Below are 18200 nucleotides of genomic sequence, written 5' to 3' on the forward strand. Positions count from 1 at the left end.
CTGAAAGGCGATCTCGGCGCCCGTCTGACGGGGTAAGCCGCCGACGAAGCGGTCCGAAGGGCGGGCGGCTTCCTCCAAGGGCGTGAAGTTGCTGTTCGGGGTGATGCCGCACGCCGCCGCCTGCAGATGTAGACGGAGGAGGAGGCTGCGCACTACGGCCGGGTCTGGGCTCGGGTGGGAGCGGCGATGGCGAACGCGGCCCCGGTGCGCATGTCGCACTCAACCTGGCTGGGCGATGGGCTGGGCTGTCACCGTGGTGCGGTTGCAAGCGGCCTTGAGGGTTCGCAGCTTGCTGGGGGTCATGTCCTTCAGCCCAGATTTCCGTTATGTGAGAGAGACCGCGGCCTTTCATGGGCTGGGCTCGTCTGCTCACTTGGAGTGTTGACTTGTCTGTTGACTGTGATGCCGTCCCCATCGCCACGACGGCCCCTGAAGAGGTTCGCGATGACGCGGTGGCCGTGGTCGGGGTCGGTGTGCGGCTGCCGGGCGGAATCCACTCCCTGGACGGCCTGTGGGCGGCGCTCTCGGAGGGGCGGGACCTGATCGGTGAGGTGCCGGACGACCGGTTCGAGACCGCGGGGCTCGTGACGGCCGGTCCCGTGCGGCCGGGCAAGTCGTGTACGGCCGCCGGCGGGTTCCTGGAGGACGCAGGGTCCTTCGACACCGGGTACTTCGGCATCTCCCCCAAGGAGGCAGCCCGGATCGATCCTCAGCAGCGGCTTCTGCTGGAGTGCGCGGTCGAGGCATTCGACGACGCCGCGATCGATCCGGCGAGGCTGGCGGGCAGCGATACGGCGGTGGTGGTCGGTGTCTCCTCGCACGACTACGCCGACCTGCAAGTGAGCAGGCCCCGGACGCTCAACGCGTACACGATGACGGGTTCGGCTGTCAGCATCACGGCGAACCGCCTTTCTCATTTCTTCGACCTGCGCGGGCCCTCGAGCGCGGTGGACACGGCCTGTTCCTCGGCACTGACCGCGGTGCATCAAGCGTGCGAGGTGCTCCGATCCGGGCGTAGCCCCCTGGCGTTGGCGGGGGCGGTGAATGTCCTGCTCAGTCCTTGGCCTTTCGCGGGCTTCTCCCAGGCTTCGATGCTTTCGCCGACGGGGCGGTGTCGACCGTTCTCGGCCGCGGCAGATGGGTATGTGCGCGCCGAAGGGGCTGGAGTGCTGCTGCTGAAGCCGCTGTCGGCGGCCTTGGCGGACGGTGACCGGGTGCACGCGGTGATCGTGGCCAGCGGTGTCAACGCGGACGGGCGGACTGCTGGGCTGGCGTTGCCCAGTGCCCGGTCGCAGGCTGACCTGATGAGGCGGGTGTATACGGGTGCGGGTCTCGACGCGGGTGATGTGGCCTATGTGGAGGCTCACGGGACGGGGACGCAGGCGGGGGATCCGGTCGAATGCCAGGCCCTGGGGGAGGTCCTGGGCAGCAGCCGTGACGGCAAGCCGCTGCCGGTGGGGTCGGTGAAGTCCAATCTGGGGCACCTGGAGGCTGCCGCCGGCGTGCCGGGGCTGCTGAAGGGGATGCTGGTACTGCGAGAAGGCCGAATCCCGGCGACCTTGCACGCCGTGCCGCACAACCCGGCCATCGACTTCGCCGGACTTGGGCTGGAGCCGGTGGTGAAGGAACGGACCGTATCCGGGACGAGCAAGGCCCTGGTGGGTGTGAACTCCTTCGGGTTCGGAGGTGCCAACGCCCACGTCGTCCTAGCGGCGGCGCCTACCCGGACGGGGGAAAAACCGCGCCAGGGACGGGGGCTTGGAAAGCGGCTGCCCGTGATCGTCTCAGCCCGTACCTCCCCCGCGCTCACCGAGGCAGCACACAGGTGGGCGGATCACTTCGAGGACCTGGCCCAGCGGCAGGACGCTTCGGGCGGAGGCTGCTTCTACGATGCCGCCTTCACCGCATCCAGGCGGCGTCAGGGACTGGAGCAGCGGATCGCGGTTCTGGCCGAGGGACCCGAGGAGGTCGCGGCGGCGCTGCGGGCGGTGGCGTCGGCAGAACCGGCGGCAGGGGCAGCGGCGGCTCGAGCTGCTGATCGCGGCCGTGTGGGATTCGTCTTCAGCGGCAACGGTGCGCAGTGGATGGGGATGGGAGCCGAACTGCTGGGCGAGGACGAGGCATTCACGGCCGAGGTGAGTGCCGTGGACGGCTCCTTGCGGCCGATGCTGGGCTGGTCGGTGAGGCACGAGTTGGCGGGGGGACGAGAGCAGGAGCGCTGGAATCGGACCGAGGTGGCGCAGCCGTTGCTGTTCGCGGTCCAGGCCGGTGTCGTGGCGGCGCTGGCCGCGCGCGGTATCGAGCCGGCCGCGGTGATGGGGCACAGTGTGGGTGAGGTCGCGGCGGCCTACTGCGCGGGGGCGCTGAGCCGGGTGCAGGCTTGCCAGGTGGTCGCTGCACGCAGTCGGGCGCAGGCGGTGACCGCGAGGGCGGGCCGCATGGCGGCGGTCGGGCTGTGCCCCGATGTCGTGAGCCGGCGACTGGCCCAGGAGGGGTTCGCCGGTCGGCTGAGTATCGCCGCAATCAATGCGGATCAGGACGTGACGGTCGCCGGTGAGGCGTCGGCCTTGACCGAGTTCGGGGCACGGCTCGACGACGAAGGTGTCTTCTTCCGGGATCTGGGGCTCGATTACGCCTTCCACACGCCTGCGATGGACAGGATCCGGGAGCCGCTGACCGAGGCGCTGAGCGACCTTCTTCCCGGCAAGTGCCGCATTCCGTTCGTTTCCAGTGTGACCGGGGCCGCGGTGGAAGGAACGGCCCTCGGTGGGGGCTACTGGTGGTCCAATGTGCGCAAGCCGGTCCGGTTCGCCGACGCCGCCGCGGTGCTGGCCGGGGACGAACTGCGATGTGACGTGCTGGTGGACATCGGTCCTCATCCGGTGCTCAGTGGTTACCTGCGGCGCGTGGCTGCGGCCGACGGCAGCCCGGTCCATGTCGTGCCGACGCTCTCGCGCGTCCACTCGGGCCCGGCAGCCCTGGATGCGGCACATGCCCGGCTGCTGGCGCTGGGTGCGCAGGTCGACTGGTCGGTGTTCTTCCCGCGCCGGGGCGCGGTGGCGGATCTGCCTGCCTATCCCTGGCAGCGGGAGCGGCACTGGAACGGCCAGCCGCGGTGGTGGCGCGAGGACGGCATGCAGGATGCCGATACGACGGTATGCCGGCCGCTGCTGGGCAGCCGGCTGCCGGTCGCCGAGCCGACGTGGCGCCGGCGCCTGGATCCCGACGCCGTGCCGTGGCTGGCCGACCACACCGTGGCGGGAGCGGTGGTGTGGCCTGCGGCCGCTTACACCGATATGGCGTTGGCTGCCGGGAGTGAAACCGGCAGCGTTCCAGCAGAGATCACCGGCCTCGTCTTCGAGCGGGCGTTGAGCCTTTCCCTCAGTGACGCGGAGACGGCCGTCGAGGTGTCCACCAGCCTCGCGGGCGACGGAGCACTGGTCATCTCCAGCCGTACCGGCGACCAGGGCGACTGGCGCACGCACGCACGGGGCCGGGTAAGGCGCCTGCTGCGGGAGCGGCCCGCAGCTGTCGACGTGGATGCGATCCGTTCCAGGCTTCCCCGGACCGTGTCCGCGCAGGAGCACTACGACGCCTGCGCGCGGGCCGGCTTGCCCTACGGACCGGCCTTCCAGACGCTGACCGGCCTGCGCGCCGGAACGGGGGAGGTGTTGGCGCAGTACACGATGACGATGGAAGCAGCTGCGGGTCACATCGCCCATCCCACGGTGCTGGACGGCGCCCTGCAGGCGGGCATGCCGCTGATCAGCGCCGCCAGTGACGATGTCTGCCCCTATCTGCCCGCCGGCGTCGACACCGTCCGCTACTGGAACCCCATGCCCGAAACAGGGTTGGTCCACGTGCGCAGCCGCTCGATGACCCGCCAGGAAGCGGTGTGGGACATCACGGTCAGCGACCGGGACGGGGTGGTCGCGCTGGAACTCCACGGGTGCCGGATCCGGCGTTTCGAGGCCGGGCGTCCAGCCCGGCCCCAGCAGCTGACCGAGACGCTGCGGGCGGCACCCCTGCTCGGGCAGGCCGGCGCCCCCTCCCCACTGCCCGCACCCCCACAGGTCTTCGCCGCCCGCGCTCAGGAGCTCGCGTCACTCACCGCCGCGTGGCAGGCCGGGCCTTACGACCGGTTCCGTGCGAGGGGCCTGGAAGTCGCCGCCCACTTCGTCGGCGCCGCCGTACGGGAACTTCTGCCGGGTGCCGACACTGTCACCGTCGAAGGACTGGTAGCGGCGGGCGCGCACGCCAAGCACATCCGGCTGCTCAACCACCTGCTGGGGATGGCCGCTCGACATGGGGTACTGCAGCCTGCGGGGCCCGGCCGCTGGAGGGCGGGGAAGGAACCCACCCCCGGGCCACTGTTCGCGGCGATGCTCGACGACTTCCCCGGGGAGGCGCTCTCCGGGCTGCTCTACGGGATCTTCGGCAAGCACTTGGTGGGGGTGCTCCGGGGCCACGTCGACCCGCTGGAGCTGCTGTTCTCCGAAGCCGATGCCCTGGCCGGACGCTTCTACGACGGTGCTCCGGTCCTGGCTCACCACGGCCGTCTCGCCGCCACGCTGCTGGCGGCGGCGGTCGCCGAATGGCCCAAGGACCGGCCGCTGCGGATTCTGGAGGTCGGAGCCGGCACCGGCTCCACCACGGCGGCTCTTCTGCCCCACCTGCGACCAGGACTGACGACCTGCACCTTCACTGACGTCTCCTCCGCCTTCTTCCCCCAGGCCCGGAGCCGCTTCGCCGCGTACGACTTCGTCGACTACCAGGTCCTCGACCTGGAGAGCGACCCGTCCGGCCAGGGCTTCACCTCTTCTTCGTTCGACATCGTCGTGGCGTCGAACGTCCTGCACGCCACCACCGACCTCCGAGCCACCCTGCGACGGGTGGCCGATCTGCTGGCCGACGACGGGCACCTCCTCGCCGTGGAAAGCCACAGCCTCGACCTGCTGGCGCCGCTCTTCGGACTGCTGGACACCTTCTGGTCCACCACCGATCACGATCTGCGACCCGACGGGCCGCTCATGGGCCGTGACCAGTGGAAGGACCTTCTGAACCGCAGCGGCTTCACCGGAGCCACCTCGACCGGTGGCCCCGCCCCCTTCTCACTGGCCGATCACTCCGTCATCGTCGCCGCCCGCCGCCCGCGCGCCACCGAGGAGAGCACCGCTTTCCTGCCGACCGCCACGAACGCCGCGGGGGGCCGCCGGTGGGTGATGGGTACCCTGCCGGGCCCTGGAACGGGCCAGGCGCGGCTCCAGCATGCGCTTCGATCCTGTCTGGGCCGTCGCACGGAGGCCGACTCCGTCACCATCGTGTCCCTGCGAGACCCGTCGTGGGTGGATGCCCTGCGCGCCCAAGGGCAGCCGCCGACGGACCTCGTCCTGCTGGTGGAGGAGGCGAGCACGTCCCCGGCCGAGGTCACCGACGCGGCGGTCAGACACCTCGCCGTCCTACGGGAGCTCGCCACCGCGTGCACACAGCCAGAAGGCAGCGGCGAGCTCACCGTGTGGCTGGTCCACAGCAGCCCGCATGAGATCAACTCCCCTCCCCCGGCCGTTGACATCGCCGGCGCCTGGGGAGGAGCGCGCACCCTGGCGAGCGAGCATCGATCGCTGACGGTCCGCAGGATCGCCCTCACCGGTGCCCGCCACCTTGAAGACTTCGAGCGGCTGGCAGAACGTCTGACCCAGGAGATGCTGGCGGGGGCGGAAGACGACGAAGTCGTACTGACCCCGTCAGGGCGCTTCACCACCGTCGTACGGCCGCTGGCACCACCGGTTCGTCCCAGCGGGAACAGTGGCTACACCCTGACCCTGGACGATGTGGGACTGCACTACCGGCTCGGCTGGCAGGCCGCCGAACCACCCGTGCCGGGAGCGGGTGAGGTGGTGATCTCGGTCGCCGCGGCAGCGCTGAACTACCGCGACATCATGGTCGCCACCGGCCGGGTCCCCGCGGTCGCCTCCGGCCGGCTGCCGGACAGGGCCGGCATCGGCCTCGAATGTGCCGGTGTCATCTGCGCGGTCGGCCCCGGCGTCACCCACCTCGCCCCCGGCGACCGGGTGGCCGCGCCGGCGCGAGGCGCCTTCGGTACGCACGCGCTCGCCCGCGCCGACCGGGTCATGCCCCTGCCCGCGGACATGACCTTCGCCGAGGGCAGCACCCTGCCGGTGGCACTCGGCACGGTCCACCACAGCCTCCACCACCTCGCCCGCCTGACCAAGGGCGAGACGCTGCTCATCCACGGCGCCGCCGGCGCGGTGGGCATGGCCGCGCTGCAGCACGCCCGGCGCGTCGGTGCCGACGTGATCGCCACCGCGGGCACCCCCGTCAAGCGCGACCTGCTGGGTCTGCTGGGGGTGAAGCACGTGCTGGACTCCCGGCGGCTCGACTTCGCCGAACAGGTCAAGGACCTCACCGGCGGTGCGGGAGTCGACGTGGTCCTCAACTCCCTGGCGGGCGAGGCCCTGGTTCGCGGCGTCGGCCTGCTCAAACCCCACGGCAGGTTCATCGAGCTGGGCATGCGTGACTTCTTGCTCGACAGCCCGCTGCCCTTGGCGCCGTTCGTGCGCAACCTGTCGTTCTTCGGTGTGGACCTGTCCCCGATGCTGAACGGATCCTCACCTCTGATGGACGCTCACCTCGCTGAACTGGGTGAAGCCGTGCGACGAGGCGACTACAAGGCTCTGCCGCACCGCGTCTACCCGGCCCATCGCATCGCGGAAGCATTCAGCAGCCTCCAGCACTCCCGACACTTCGGAAAGGTCGTCGTCGCCTTCGGTGAAGAGGAAGTTTCCCTGCGCCCAGCCGCACTTCGGCCGGCACTGGATCCACAGGCCACCTACCTCATCACCGGCGGTCTGTCAGGGCTGGGGGCCGCCACCGCACGCCACCTGGCCCACCGCGGCGCCCGCCACCTCACTTTGCTCAGCCGACGCGGCGATGCCGCGCCCGAAGCGGCCTCCCTCCTGGCCGACCTGCACCGGGCCGGTACCGACGCCACCGTGCACGCGGCCGATGTCAGTGACGAAGCCGCCCTGCGCGAAGTCCTCCAGGGCATTGATGACTCAGGGCGCCGGCTGGCGGGAGTCGTCCACGCCGCCATGGTCCTGGACGACGGAGCACTGCCCGATCTGAGCGACGAGCGCCTGCGCGCGGTCCTCGCCCCCAAGACCACAGCAGGCATGCTCCTGCACTCCATCACACGGAACCGCCCCCTCGATTTGTTCGTCATGTACAGCTCGGTGGCCGCCCTCGCCGGCAACATGAGGCAGGCGCCCTACGTCGGTGGCAACCTCGCCCTGGAAGCTCTGGCGCGCGGCCGGCACCGGGCCGGGCTGCCCGCCCTGGCCGTGCAATGGGGCAGCATCTCGGGCACCGGCTACGTCCACCGCAGCGGCCGCGGCGCCGAGATGGCCGCGATCGGCCTCGGCCACCTCACCGCCGGCGAGGCGCTCGCCTGCCTGGACGAACTGTTGGAGCGCGGCGACGTCCCGAACGCCACCGTCGGCTTCTTCGACTGGGACCTGCTGCGCCAGCACGTCATGCCCTCCCTGTCAGCCCCCCGTACCGCCGGCCTGCTCCAAGGCCGAGAGGAACGCGAAGCCGCCGACCACTGGCGCGCCACCCTGGCCGCCGCCGGTCCCGCCGAAGCGACACGGCTGATCGAGGACAAGCTCGCCGAGCTCCTGGCGATGGTCCTGCAGAGCGAACCCGACCGCATCGACCGCTCGCGCCGCCTGGAACTGCTCGGCCTCGACTCCCTCATGGCGCTGGAACTGTCCACCGCACTGGGTGAGAGCACCGGCTGCGACCTACCCGTCGTGGAACTGATCGGAGCAGGCAGCCTGACCGAGCTCGCCCGACACGTCGCAGCCCGCCTCGGCCAGCCGCAGCACTGAACGGCCCCTGGTTGCCGCGCCACACGGCGCGGCAACCATTCTTCGCCACACCTCCTCCAGCCCAGGACAGGCATCGTGAAACCCCACACCCACGCGAACGCCGGTCAGCCCGTGCTCACGGCCCTCACGGACCATCCACACGCCCCCACACGGCTCTTGTGCATCGGACCGGCAGGCAGCACCCCCGCCTTCTACCGCCCGCTCGCACAACGCCTCCCGCCCAACGTCGACCTCCACGCGGTCAACCTGCCCGGCCGCGGGCACCTGGCCGACCAGCCGCCTCTCACCGACCCACGGCAGATGCCTCGGATCGTGGCCGATGCGATCCGCCACAGCGACGACGACCGGCCCTTCGCCCTGTTCGGTCACAGCCTCGGCGCTCTCCTCGCTTACGAGACCGCGCGCACGCTCCACCGCGCGAGCTGCCGCCCACCCGTGCTCCTGGCCCTTTCGGCGCTACCCGCTGTCCACAACGACAGCCTCGTCACGATGCTCACGCCCCTGTTCCTGGACAGCCGCCAGGGGCTGGCGCACATCCTGGGCGCCCTACCGGACGATCTCCCCCGCGACCGCCGCATCCTCAAGGCCGCCATCCCGTTCGTCGCGGACCTGCTCATGGCCCTTCAGTACCGCCACCTCCACGAGCCACCGCTCGACCTGCCCCTGGCCGTGTACGGCGGCCGCGACGATCCCCTGGTACGCACCGACGACTTGGACGCATGGAGCGATCTCGTCCTCCAGCCCGTCACTGTCAGACTTTTCCCCGGCACGCACACGTATCCCACCCACCAGGCCGGGGCGCTGGCCGAGCGGCTCGTCAAAGACCTCCACGCCGCTCGGCGCTACACAACAGGGCGACCATGACAGCGGGCCGCCCAGAGCGGCTGCCGATCCGGATGAAGCGCCAGGCACCCCATGCTCAGGGGCACGGACGGTGAAGCGGGCATGGCGGTGGCGCCGTTCCTGATTACGCGTGGGGAAGCAACGCGGTGCGCAAGCACGCGCCGTGACGTCCGTGCGCACACACGCGGCTGTCGCATGGACGCGGCTGAAAAGGAGCGGGGACGCCGGAAGCAATCCGGCGACGGTGTGGCTGGTCAAACTGGCCGACGTTATGTGGGGGCGGACATCTACCTGCTGGAGCCCTGTTCGACGAACAACCCGGTCCGCAGTCATCGCTGAAGCTCTCTCCGCTGGTGTCGCCCGGCCCGGCCCGCCGGTGACGGGAACTCCTACGCGGGCACAGTGCCCGAGACCGCGACGCCGGCCTGACGGAAGTCATCAAGGGTCGCTGCCGTGGTGTCCTGGGCGACACCCACGGAGTACTCCAGGAGGACCCGTGCCCGGAAGCCGGCCTTCACGGCGTCCAGCGCCGTGGCACGCACACAGTGGTCCGTGGCGATGCCGACCACGTCGACGTCCTCCACTCCGCGCTCACGCAGCCAGTCGGCCAGAGAGACGCCCTGTTCGTCGGCTCCTTCGAAGCCGCTCTTGGAGGCACTGTGCGCGCCCTTGAAGAAGACGGCGTCGACCTTGCCTCCGGTGACGGCGGGGGCGAAGTTGGGGTGGAATTCTCCACCCTCGCCTCCGGCCACGCAGTGGACGGGGAAGCTGTCCCGGAAGTCGGGGCTGTCGGAGAAGTGGCCTCCCGGGTCGATGTGGTGATCCCGGGTCGCGACGACGTACTGGTATTCGCCACCAGCGCTCTGCTCGACCAAATCGGCGATCGCCGTCGCGATCCGCGCGCCACCGGCGACAGGAACGCTGCCGCCCTCACAGAAGTCCTTCTGCACATCCACCACGATCAAGCCTCGGCTCATCACGCACACCCTTCGGTACGACGGAAACGACCCCCGCGTTCTACCGGCTCATCAGGTCTGTCAGAAGGTCTGGAAAGGCGGCGCTCACCCACACGGCCCAGAACATTCACCGCAGGAACGATTCGCAGTTGAAGACGGTGAAGTGCCGGGGCTCCCGTCCGGTGGCGTGCCGCCACCGCACAGCGACATCGGCGAAGCGTGGTGGTAGCTGCACAGGTACGCACCTGTCCCGGCCTACCGACGGCCGTGAGCCGACGTCATGGGCGGGTCTTCGAGCGATGGGGAAAACCGTCCAGGAACCCATCAAGGCCGCACCCCGTCGCGGCGCGGAGTGAGCAGGACCCCGAGCGTGGAGGACTCCTCGGCCGGGCCGGTACGCTCGGCGACCTCGTGGCAGCCGGCGGCCTACTTTCCTGACGCGCCGCCAGGTCGGGTTCGGAGGGGGCTGCGCCGCCCCCACCCACTCGTCCACCGCGACCACGTCGCCAGCCTACGCAACGCGCCTCGAAGCCTCGCCGTGATCGCTGTAACTACGACAGCCCGTGGCGAACTTCCGTCCGGTCGGCACCGACCGGCGTCAGGTCCGCCTCGCCCCGCTTCGCGGCCTCTGCGAACAGGCCGGCCGTCAAGGGCACTCGCGTCACGCAGGACGATCTGGCGCGTCAGGGCCGCGACGAGGGTCCACCGCACAGAGCGATCGCGAACCGACGCACGCTCCGGCGCCTGGAACGCCTCAGTCCGGCATGGGCGGCATCAACGCCAATGCGCCGCCGGCACCTCCTTTTTGGCGTAAGTCCGGACACACAGCGTATTGGCGCCAGTACTGTGCATCACACGGTTCGGCATGGTGATGGGGGACGGGTGAAGAAGTCGTACGAGGTGTATCGGGACGCGGTGCGTGATGTGTGGCGAGGCTGGTGGACAACGTGGCCTTTGTCGCAGCCGGTTCACCTGGGGGATGTGTTTCATGTTTCGGACAGCCGTGTCCGACCCGCCGGCGCCCTCTCCGATCGCGGCGTGACATTTGCCGCGCGTGGCGGCACCCCGCACAACCACTACATGTACGCCACGCAGGGCTCCGTGTCCGTGCGGTTCAAAACGGCCGGCGTCGCCATGGACGGGGTCACCGCGCTGGCGGTTGCCGACCTCGGGGCCCTGGTCACCTTCGAGAAGGACGAGTCCGCTCTCATCGTCTACCGCGGGCTGGTCGAGAACGGCGTGACCGACGAGCGCGCCGTCGCTGAAGCACTCGTGCGCCTCACGTGGGAGACGTGGGACGACACCCTGCTCGCAGTGACGCACGTGATCGTCGCGGAGTCGGGCACGGTCCTTACGGCCGCGGGTACCGGCGCATCCGCCGAACTGCGTCTGCAAGCGGGGGCCGGACAGGCGCAGCTCGGCCTCGCCGACGTGGCAGGCCGAGTCTCGGTGGCGCGGGCGAAAGGCCTCGGCCTGGAGTGGACGAACAACGAGGGGTGCACTCCGTTCTTCCGTGTCGTCGGCCTCAAGAAGGGCTGGTTCGGCAAGGTGAAGCAGGACTACGGTCCGCGGCAGCCAGGACGCGGCGCAGGCCCGGTCCCGGTTCCTCCCGCGCTGGTCGAAGACGCACACGAAGACCCCCGATCAGTCATCGAAGTCCTCGGTGCGGACGATCAGCCTTTCGGGACCACTGACCGGTAGCGCTGCGCGAGAGAAACGATGGCAAGCAAGGCTGTTCTGCGAATCGCCGGCTCGTTCGGCTCAGGGCGAGGCAGGGAGGGCGACTACACGGTCCATCTGTCGGTGGACGGGGCTCATGAGAGCTCCTGCTTGCTGGGATGCATCGAATTTGAACGTGGGTTCGACACGGTCTTCGATCGTGACGCCGATGAAGGCCTCCGCCGGGATGCCGGAGACGTCCTGTGCCGTGCGTTGTTCGACGGAGGTCTGGCGGCACAGTGGGACCGACTCCGCGGCGGCGCAACACGGCAGGACCCCGTTCGCGTGGTGTTCGAGGTCGAGCCCCCCGAACTGAGAGGGCTGCCGTGGGAGCTGATGTGGCAGCACGGATGGTGGCTGTGGAACAGGCCTGAACTGCTGATCAGACGTGGGACGGCTGCAACGGTCGAGGCCGGCCCGGAGGAGCTGGGGCCGCTACGGGTGCTGGTCGTCATCGGCACTCCGGCGCACGACGAGGAGCTCCTGGCGGAGCAGGAGCTCGCGGCCATGTCCGGGGCTCTGGAGAGCGCTCCGGCACATGTTCACCTGGAAGTGCTCGATGATCCGGCGAGCGCGGCCGCGCTGTCGGACGCCATCGACCGATTGCGGCCCCACATCCTCCACTTCATCGCTCACGGCATGCCACGCCCGGGCATCGGCGGTCCCGAACTGGTCTTCACCCCTACGTCGGGCGAACCCTGGTCCCTCACGGCCGACGATGTGCCCGCTCTGGCCACCCATCAGCCTCGGCTGGTGGTGCTCAACGCCTGCCGTTCAGCAGCGGACCCCGCCGATTGGGTCGGTGGGGTGGCCCGGGCCTTTCTCGACGCCGGGGCACGGGCCGTGGTGTCCATGCAGGCTGACATCGAGTCGGATGCCGCTGTGGTGTTTTCGGACACGTTCTATGCACGGCTGGCGGAGTCGAACCCCGTGGACATGTGCGTGGCCGCGGCTCGTGCAGCGCTCGCCCGGATGCCCGTGAGGACCGGCGTATGGGCGCTGCCGGTGCTCCTGACCTGCTGCGACCCCGATGCCGTACTGCCCGTCGCGTTCCGCCCCCCTGCCGGCGTCCTCCGCGACATTCTCCGGAGCAGGCCGTACGCCGAGCTGCGCCGTTTCGTGGGCCGTTCCGAGGAGCGGAGGCAGGCCTGGTGGGCCGTGGACGCCCCGCACGCCTCACCCGCCGCCATGGATCGCTCAGTGCTCGTCATCAGCGGCCATTCACAGACCGGTCATCACAGGACCGGCAAGACATGGCTGGCTCATTGGTGCCTCTTGACCTGGTTCCTGAGGGGACATCACATTGTTTCCGTGGACCTGGCCGGCAGATCGGGTCCGGCCGGGGGGCGGCCGGGGGGCGGCGTGAGGAACAAGGACTGGCTGACCGTGTTACGGATGATCCGTGACCAGGCCACCTCTCCCGATCAGCTGTGCCCGATCCCTGAGGACGCCTTCGCGAAGTTCAATGCGGAACTCAACCAGCTCGTCCTCGGCAGCGCGAGAACGGCTCCGAACGGGCATCGACCCGAAGTCGACGAGGGGCGGGGGTTCAACGACGACGCGGCACGGGCCGACGAGCGGAAGGCCGGCATCTTCGCCGCATTCCTCGACACCCTGTCCGCTGCCGCGGGTGCCCAGCGGCTGGTGCTGGCTCTGGACCACACGGAGTGCATCATGCCGGACTCTCTCGCGGGCGAACTCTACGAGGGCCTGATCCAGCCCGTTGCGTACGGCAAGCCGCCCTCGGTGCGACTCGTCATCGTCGCTCGCGAGGAGAACGTGAGCCCCGCCCTGCGCGAGTCCGACGCACACATGATCGGCCGAGTCCAGGTCGGCGATTTCAGAACATCAGAGCTCATACGGCTGGCGCGGGCCTACAGCAGCCGACTCGGGTATGTCCCTGATGAAAAGGTCCTCAACTTCCTGCAGAGTTACCAGGAGACCGCGGGCGAGTTCTTCGCCGTCGACCTGTTCCACACGTTGACTCCGCATGTGCCGCAGTGGCTCGAAGCGGCCAACGCCCTGGGGGTGCGCCGATGACCAACGGCACAGACACGTTGCTGGAAATCGCCCGCAGGCTGGCCACGGGGGAAAGTCCCAGTACGATCTGCCGTTCCCTCGTGCCTCCTTCCTGGGCACCCGTCCTGCGGGCCTGCGCCGTCGCCCGTACCTTCACCTCCGCCCTCTACGACGAGGTGCTGCACCCCTGGGCGGCGGCGGAAGAGATCGCCACTCCATCCCTGGACGACCTGCTCTCGACCAGCACGGTGCACCCGGTCGCCGGCGAACCCGGAAATTATGCGCTGGCCGACGAGGTGCGCAGCGGCTACTTCCACCAGTGGTTCGACCCCGGCCGCCCCGAGCTCACCGGCCGACTGCACCAGCTCGAAGCGCGCATCGCCGACCATCTGCGAACCGCCGGCGACGAAACCGAAGAGCTACGCCACCTGTTGCTCCCCTCACCGGATACCGCCCGCTCGACGTTCGAGCGGCTGTTCACCGAAGCCGACCGGTTGCGTGACTTCCCCGCCTGCCAGGACCTCATCGACGTCCTGGGCGACGCCGACCGCGGTCCCCGACTTCCGACCGCACTCCAGGAAGTCCTCGCGGATCGCGCAGGCTACGTTCGAGCACGCTCGTACTGGGCGGCGGACTATGCCCGCTCGGCACAGTTCCTGGAGCCCAGAGGACTCGAGAAGAACATTGAACGGTGGCTGGGCGGACGGCGGCGCGTCTGGCAGCTCTACGGCCAGGGCGGGGCCGGGAAGACCATGCAGCTGCGCTGGATCGTCGCCCGGTACTGCGTACCGGTACCGCATGACGTACCGTGCGCCCGGATCGACTTCGACGTCATCAGCGCCCGTGCCGTGGGCCGGCACCCATGGCTCGTCCTGTTGGAGATCGCCGACCAGTTCGACAGACGGCTCCCGGGTCGACCGTTCGAACGGCTGGACGACTACGCCGCCTACCGGATCCTCTTGGCACGGCGACCCTCCCCACCTGCCAGGGAAGCAGCTCAGAACATCGCCTCCCTGGACTCCGCCGCCGTCGAGGAGGAACTGGTCACCGCCTTCACCGAGAGGCTGAACCGCGCACGTCCACAAGCCCCGGTGGTGTTGGTCGTCGACACCATGGAGGAGTTGCTCCTGCACGGCCAGCAGGAGGCGGAACGGTTTCTGCGATTGCTCGGACGGCTGCTGCAGAGCTGCCCGGGACTGCGACTCGCGCTCGCCAGCCGGAACGATCTGCGCGAGAAGCTGCCGCAGGCCATGGACGCGTTCGGTAAACGCCGGACCAAGCACAGCGAAGTGGCACCGCTGAGCGTGAAGCAGGCGATGAGATACCTCCGCTTACGTGGGATTCGCGACAACAAGCTCGCTCACGCCGCGGCCGACATGGCAGGCGGTCTTCCCCTGAAGCTGGCCCTGTACGCCGATGCCATCGATCAGGAACCCACGATCACGGAGAAGGAGCTACGCGGTCACGACGAGCCCCATCTGCGCTACCTCATCGATCGCGTGGTCCAGCGCATCGACGACCCGGCCGTGCGGTGGCTGCTGCGCTACGGAGTCGTTCCCCGCCGACTACGGCTGGAGGAGGCGCTCACCGTCATGGAACCCTGGCTGGCAGCGGGGATCAGTGGCAGGAGTGGCGCCGACAATCCGCGCAAAGACCGCCATCACCGGCAGGGAAGCGCCGACATCTTCCCGACCGTGGCAACGGCGCCGACGGAGCAGGATCTCCGCCAGGCATGGCGGCGACTGCTCGACTACGCGAGCACGTCCTCCTGGGTCTCGCGTCACGCGGGCGACGACTCCGTGGTGGTCTTCCATACCAACGTACTCGCCCCCATGCGCCAACTGGTGGCGGACCAACCTGTCTCCCGACACCTGCACCAGGCGTTCATCGAGCACTTCGAGGCCTTGGCGGAGACGGACGCCGAACAATGGGTGGCCTGTACGAAAGAGGCGCTCTATCACCGGTTCCAGGTCGACGCCGGCAACGCCGCCCAGGTGTGGCGGACCGCCGTGGAACGGATGCAGGATCATCACCGCGTCGAGGCCGTGCGGGAGCTGAGCGAGGAGATCCTCGGACCCGAGTACGTGGACGACGGGCGACCGCGACTCCGTCTGGACGGCGAACCACTCATCAGCCATGCGACCTTGGTGCAGGCGCATCTGGCCATCGCCATGTCCCTGGCCATGAAGCAGGCCGACAATCCGGCGTTCAACTCGGCCGACCCGATGTGGAACGAGATCGAACACCGCCTCGCCTTGGTCGACCGGCTCCGGGAGCACGCACCCGATCCGGTCCCCGTCGCAAGCGCCGAAGTCATCCTCCGCGCCGGCCTGCAGAGCAGCCAGGGCATGCACGCCGAGGCCGCGGAACTCGTCCGGTCGGGACTGGAGACGGAGGCCGACGGGAAGTGGCGTGAGCGGCTGCTGACGATTCTCGCCCGCATCCAGACGACGCTCGCACACCCGGACGCAGAATCCACGTACCGACGAGCACGTGCAACCGCTCGAGAACGCGGAGCCGCGACCAGTGAGGCGCTGATCGCCCTCGAGCTGGCTCAGGAACTGGAACGCGGTACCCGTCTCGACCAGGCCTTCGCATTGCAGGACTCGGTGCTCACCATGGACGCCACTCCGGTGAACCTGGGGGCCGCCGCCGGAACGGATCCCCCCGCCGAGAACGTCCAACTGATGGCGTTGCAACGACGGGCCCTCCTGGGCAAGGCCCGTAACCAACTCCGCACGTTCACACCGACCGGAGCCATCGCCACCCTCACCGAACTGGACCCGGACGCCGCCTCTCCACTCGAACAGGCCGAAGCCTGCCTCGCACTGTCCCAGGCGTATCGGCAACTGGGCCGCTCCCGCGCCGCACTCGCGTCCCTGGACGAAGCCGACACGGCTCTCGCGAAAGCCGGCGGCCCGGCCAAGTACCGGCACCTGGCGAGAAATCTCATGGCCCGAGGCGTCCTGGCCGGTGAACTCCTCGCCGTGGACACCGCCCAAGCGGCCTTCGATCGTGCGGCCGGCCTGTGGAGCGACCTCGGCTTTCCGCACGGCCACCCCGAGTGTCTGCTGCTGTACGCCCGCTTCCTCGCCCGCGATCTGGGTGATCTGAATCAGGCCGCCATCGCGCTCACCCTCCTGAGAACCGCCGATGTGTCCGGCACGTGGTCCGTACAACGTGCCCTGCTGTGGTCCGAGCTCCACCGTCAGGGATACGAAGTGGACGATGCGCTGCGCGCGGTGCCCCTGACGTCACCACAGGATCTGCTCCAGGGAGGTGTGGCCGCCGTACTCACCGCCCCCGAGCGGGTGAGCGACCTGGCTGATGCGCTCGCGAAGATGCAGCCACCGGCGGCACGCCTCGCCGTCCTGGAACACCTCTCCTGGTGTCCCTCCCCCGGCACGGCCGACGGCGAGAACGAAGGGCTCGAGCTGCTCCAGCCCCTCTTCGACGACATCATCAGGCCTGAACCACTGAACTCCGACGAACTGATGCAATGCAGGTATCTCGCCGAGTTCGCGCGAGTCCGCGGGCAGTTCAACCAGGCGCTTGAGCTCACCGTCCAGGCCGACCAAGCGCTCAGCAGAACACCTGCCGGTGAACCGCTGCAAGCATGGCGGCAGGCGCGTGCCCACTCGCGCCTCGGCCTCGTGCCCGGCCGGGAACTCACCCGGCTCCTCTGTTCAGCAAGCCCCCAGGACGCTCCGTTGCTGACGGCGGTGGCGCACTGGCTGCACGCTTCTGCCGAGCCGGCCGACAGCAGAGAGAATCCGCTGCGAGCCGCGACCGAGTTCCTCAGCCAGGTGCACCGCCCTTCGGCGTGGACCGCTCGCATCCTGCGCTCCAGCGCCGCCCTGCTCGGTGACACGTCGACCCAGCAGATCGCCGACCGGATGGCAGCCCATCTCGGCCATCCCGTCGACTCCCAGGAAACCGAACGGCACACCCCTCTCCGCGTTCCGTCCGAGACCGAACGCGTCGTCTCTCCCACCCTCAAGCGGGACACTGACTCCGACCCCACTCTGATCGCGCGCTCGCTTCTGGACGATTGGCGTCACGCTTCAGCAGCCGGCCGCGGACGCCTTCAGGTCCTTCACCCAGGCCGCCCCCCGCTATCGGCCCTGCAGCTCCAGTCCGACGACACAGCTCTGCACGCATTTCCCTGGGAACTGGCCGACCTGCCGAGCGAGGCAAGCGCCGCAGTGTTCTACCGGACCCTGCCTGACGCAGCGGAGTCGGCAGACACGCGCGTTCTCCAGACGGCGCTGAAGGCCGGGCACGGAGTCGACCTGGTGATCGACGGAGTGTTCGGTGCTCTCACCGACGCGGCCATCACCGCAGGAGTCGTCGCAGCGCTGCCGAAGAACATGAGCAACACGTCCAAGACACTTGTGTCGGTCGTCGTCGCCACGGCCTTGTGGACACTGCGCGAAACGGCCAGGTCGGAGTACGGGGCGAAGTCGGTCCTCATGCTCCACTGCGACTCCGGCGATGCATCGGCGCACTCCGCACTCGGCCGGGCACCGGCCAAGGTCTTCGAAAATCACGGCTGCACAGTGCGGCGACTGCGGGCGCCCGCAGCCCTCCCACCCCCCCGCAAGGGCCCCCGGCCCTGCTGCACGTCAGCGCACCCCTGCGACTCAAGAGCGGCTCCATCCCCTACTTCGATCTGTCGCCCGCCGGACTCAGCCATGGTGACCGCCTGAAGAGCAAGGCGTCCGGATCAGATCTGGAACCCAGCCGTCTCGTG

The 18200-nt window shown here is 69.3% G+C and carries 6 protein-coding genes; 5 read left to right on the forward strand and 1 reads right to left on the reverse strand.

Annotated features, from left to right (window positions below; genetic code table 11):
- Window positions 1-386 precede the first annotated feature (386 nt).
- Complete coding sequence (locus GLX30_RS04025) at window positions 387-7910, forward strand: type I polyketide synthase (protein WP_244257996.1); 7524 nt, start codon at window positions 387-389, stop codon at window positions 7908-7910.
- Between the two features lie 75 nt (window positions 7911-7985).
- A complete protein-coding gene (locus tag GLX30_RS04035; protein ID WP_159683600.1) occupies window positions 7986-8774 on the forward strand; it encodes an alpha/beta fold hydrolase in 789 nt (262 codons plus the stop codon).
- Window positions 8775-9142: 368 nt separating this feature from the next.
- Here the strand turns inward: GLX30_RS04035 and GLX30_RS04040 are convergent, their stop codons facing one another.
- The gene (locus GLX30_RS04040) at window positions 9143-9730 is read right to left on the reverse strand and encodes an isochorismatase family protein (protein ID WP_159683602.1); all 588 of its coding nucleotides are present in this window, start codon (window positions 9728-9730) and stop codon (window positions 9143-9145) included.
- 861 nt (window positions 9731-10591) lie between these two features.
- Between GLX30_RS04040 and GLX30_RS04045 the strand changes: the two genes are divergently transcribed.
- From GLX30_RS04045 to GLX30_RS04055, 3 genes are read left to right on the forward strand one after another with little or no spacing between them, the layout of a single operon-like run.
- Window positions 10592-11410: a hypothetical protein gene (locus tag GLX30_RS04045; RefSeq protein WP_159683605.1), complete on the forward strand. Its 819-nt coding sequence runs from the start codon at window positions 10592-10594 to the stop codon at window positions 11408-11410.
- Window positions 11411-11428: 18 nt separating this feature from the next.
- The gene (locus GLX30_RS04050; RefSeq protein ID WP_244257997.1) at window positions 11429-13468 is read left to right on the forward strand and encodes a CHAT domain-containing protein; all 2040 of its coding nucleotides are present in this window, start codon (window positions 11429-11431) and stop codon (window positions 13466-13468) included.
- A complete protein-coding gene (locus tag GLX30_RS04055) occupies window positions 13465-18156 on the forward strand; it encodes a hypothetical protein (protein WP_159683610.1) in 4692 nt (1563 codons plus the stop codon). The genes GLX30_RS04050 and GLX30_RS04055 overlap by 4 nt, the downstream gene beginning before the upstream one ends.
- Window positions 18157-18200 lie beyond the last annotated feature (44 nt).

The organism is Streptomyces sp. Tu 2975 (assembly GCF_009832925.1).
In the GTDB taxonomy this organism is placed as follows: Bacteria; Actinomycetota; Actinomycetes; order Streptomycetales; family Streptomycetaceae; genus Streptomyces.

What these genes read in the sequence shown, in the direction of transcription:
- GLX30_RS04040 (WP_159683602.1), bottom strand. Translation starts at nt 9,730, where the DNA reads ATGAGCCGAGGCTTGATCGTGGTGGATGTGCAGAAGGACTTCTGTGAG.
- GLX30_RS04050 (WP_244257997.1), top strand. Translation starts at nt 11,429, where the DNA reads ATGGCAAGCAAGGCTGTTCTGCGAATCGCCGGCTCGTTCGGCTCAGGG.
- GLX30_RS04055 (WP_159683610.1), top strand. Translation starts at nt 13,465, where the DNA reads ATGACCAACGGCACAGACACGTTGCTGGAAATCGCCCGCAGGCTGGCC.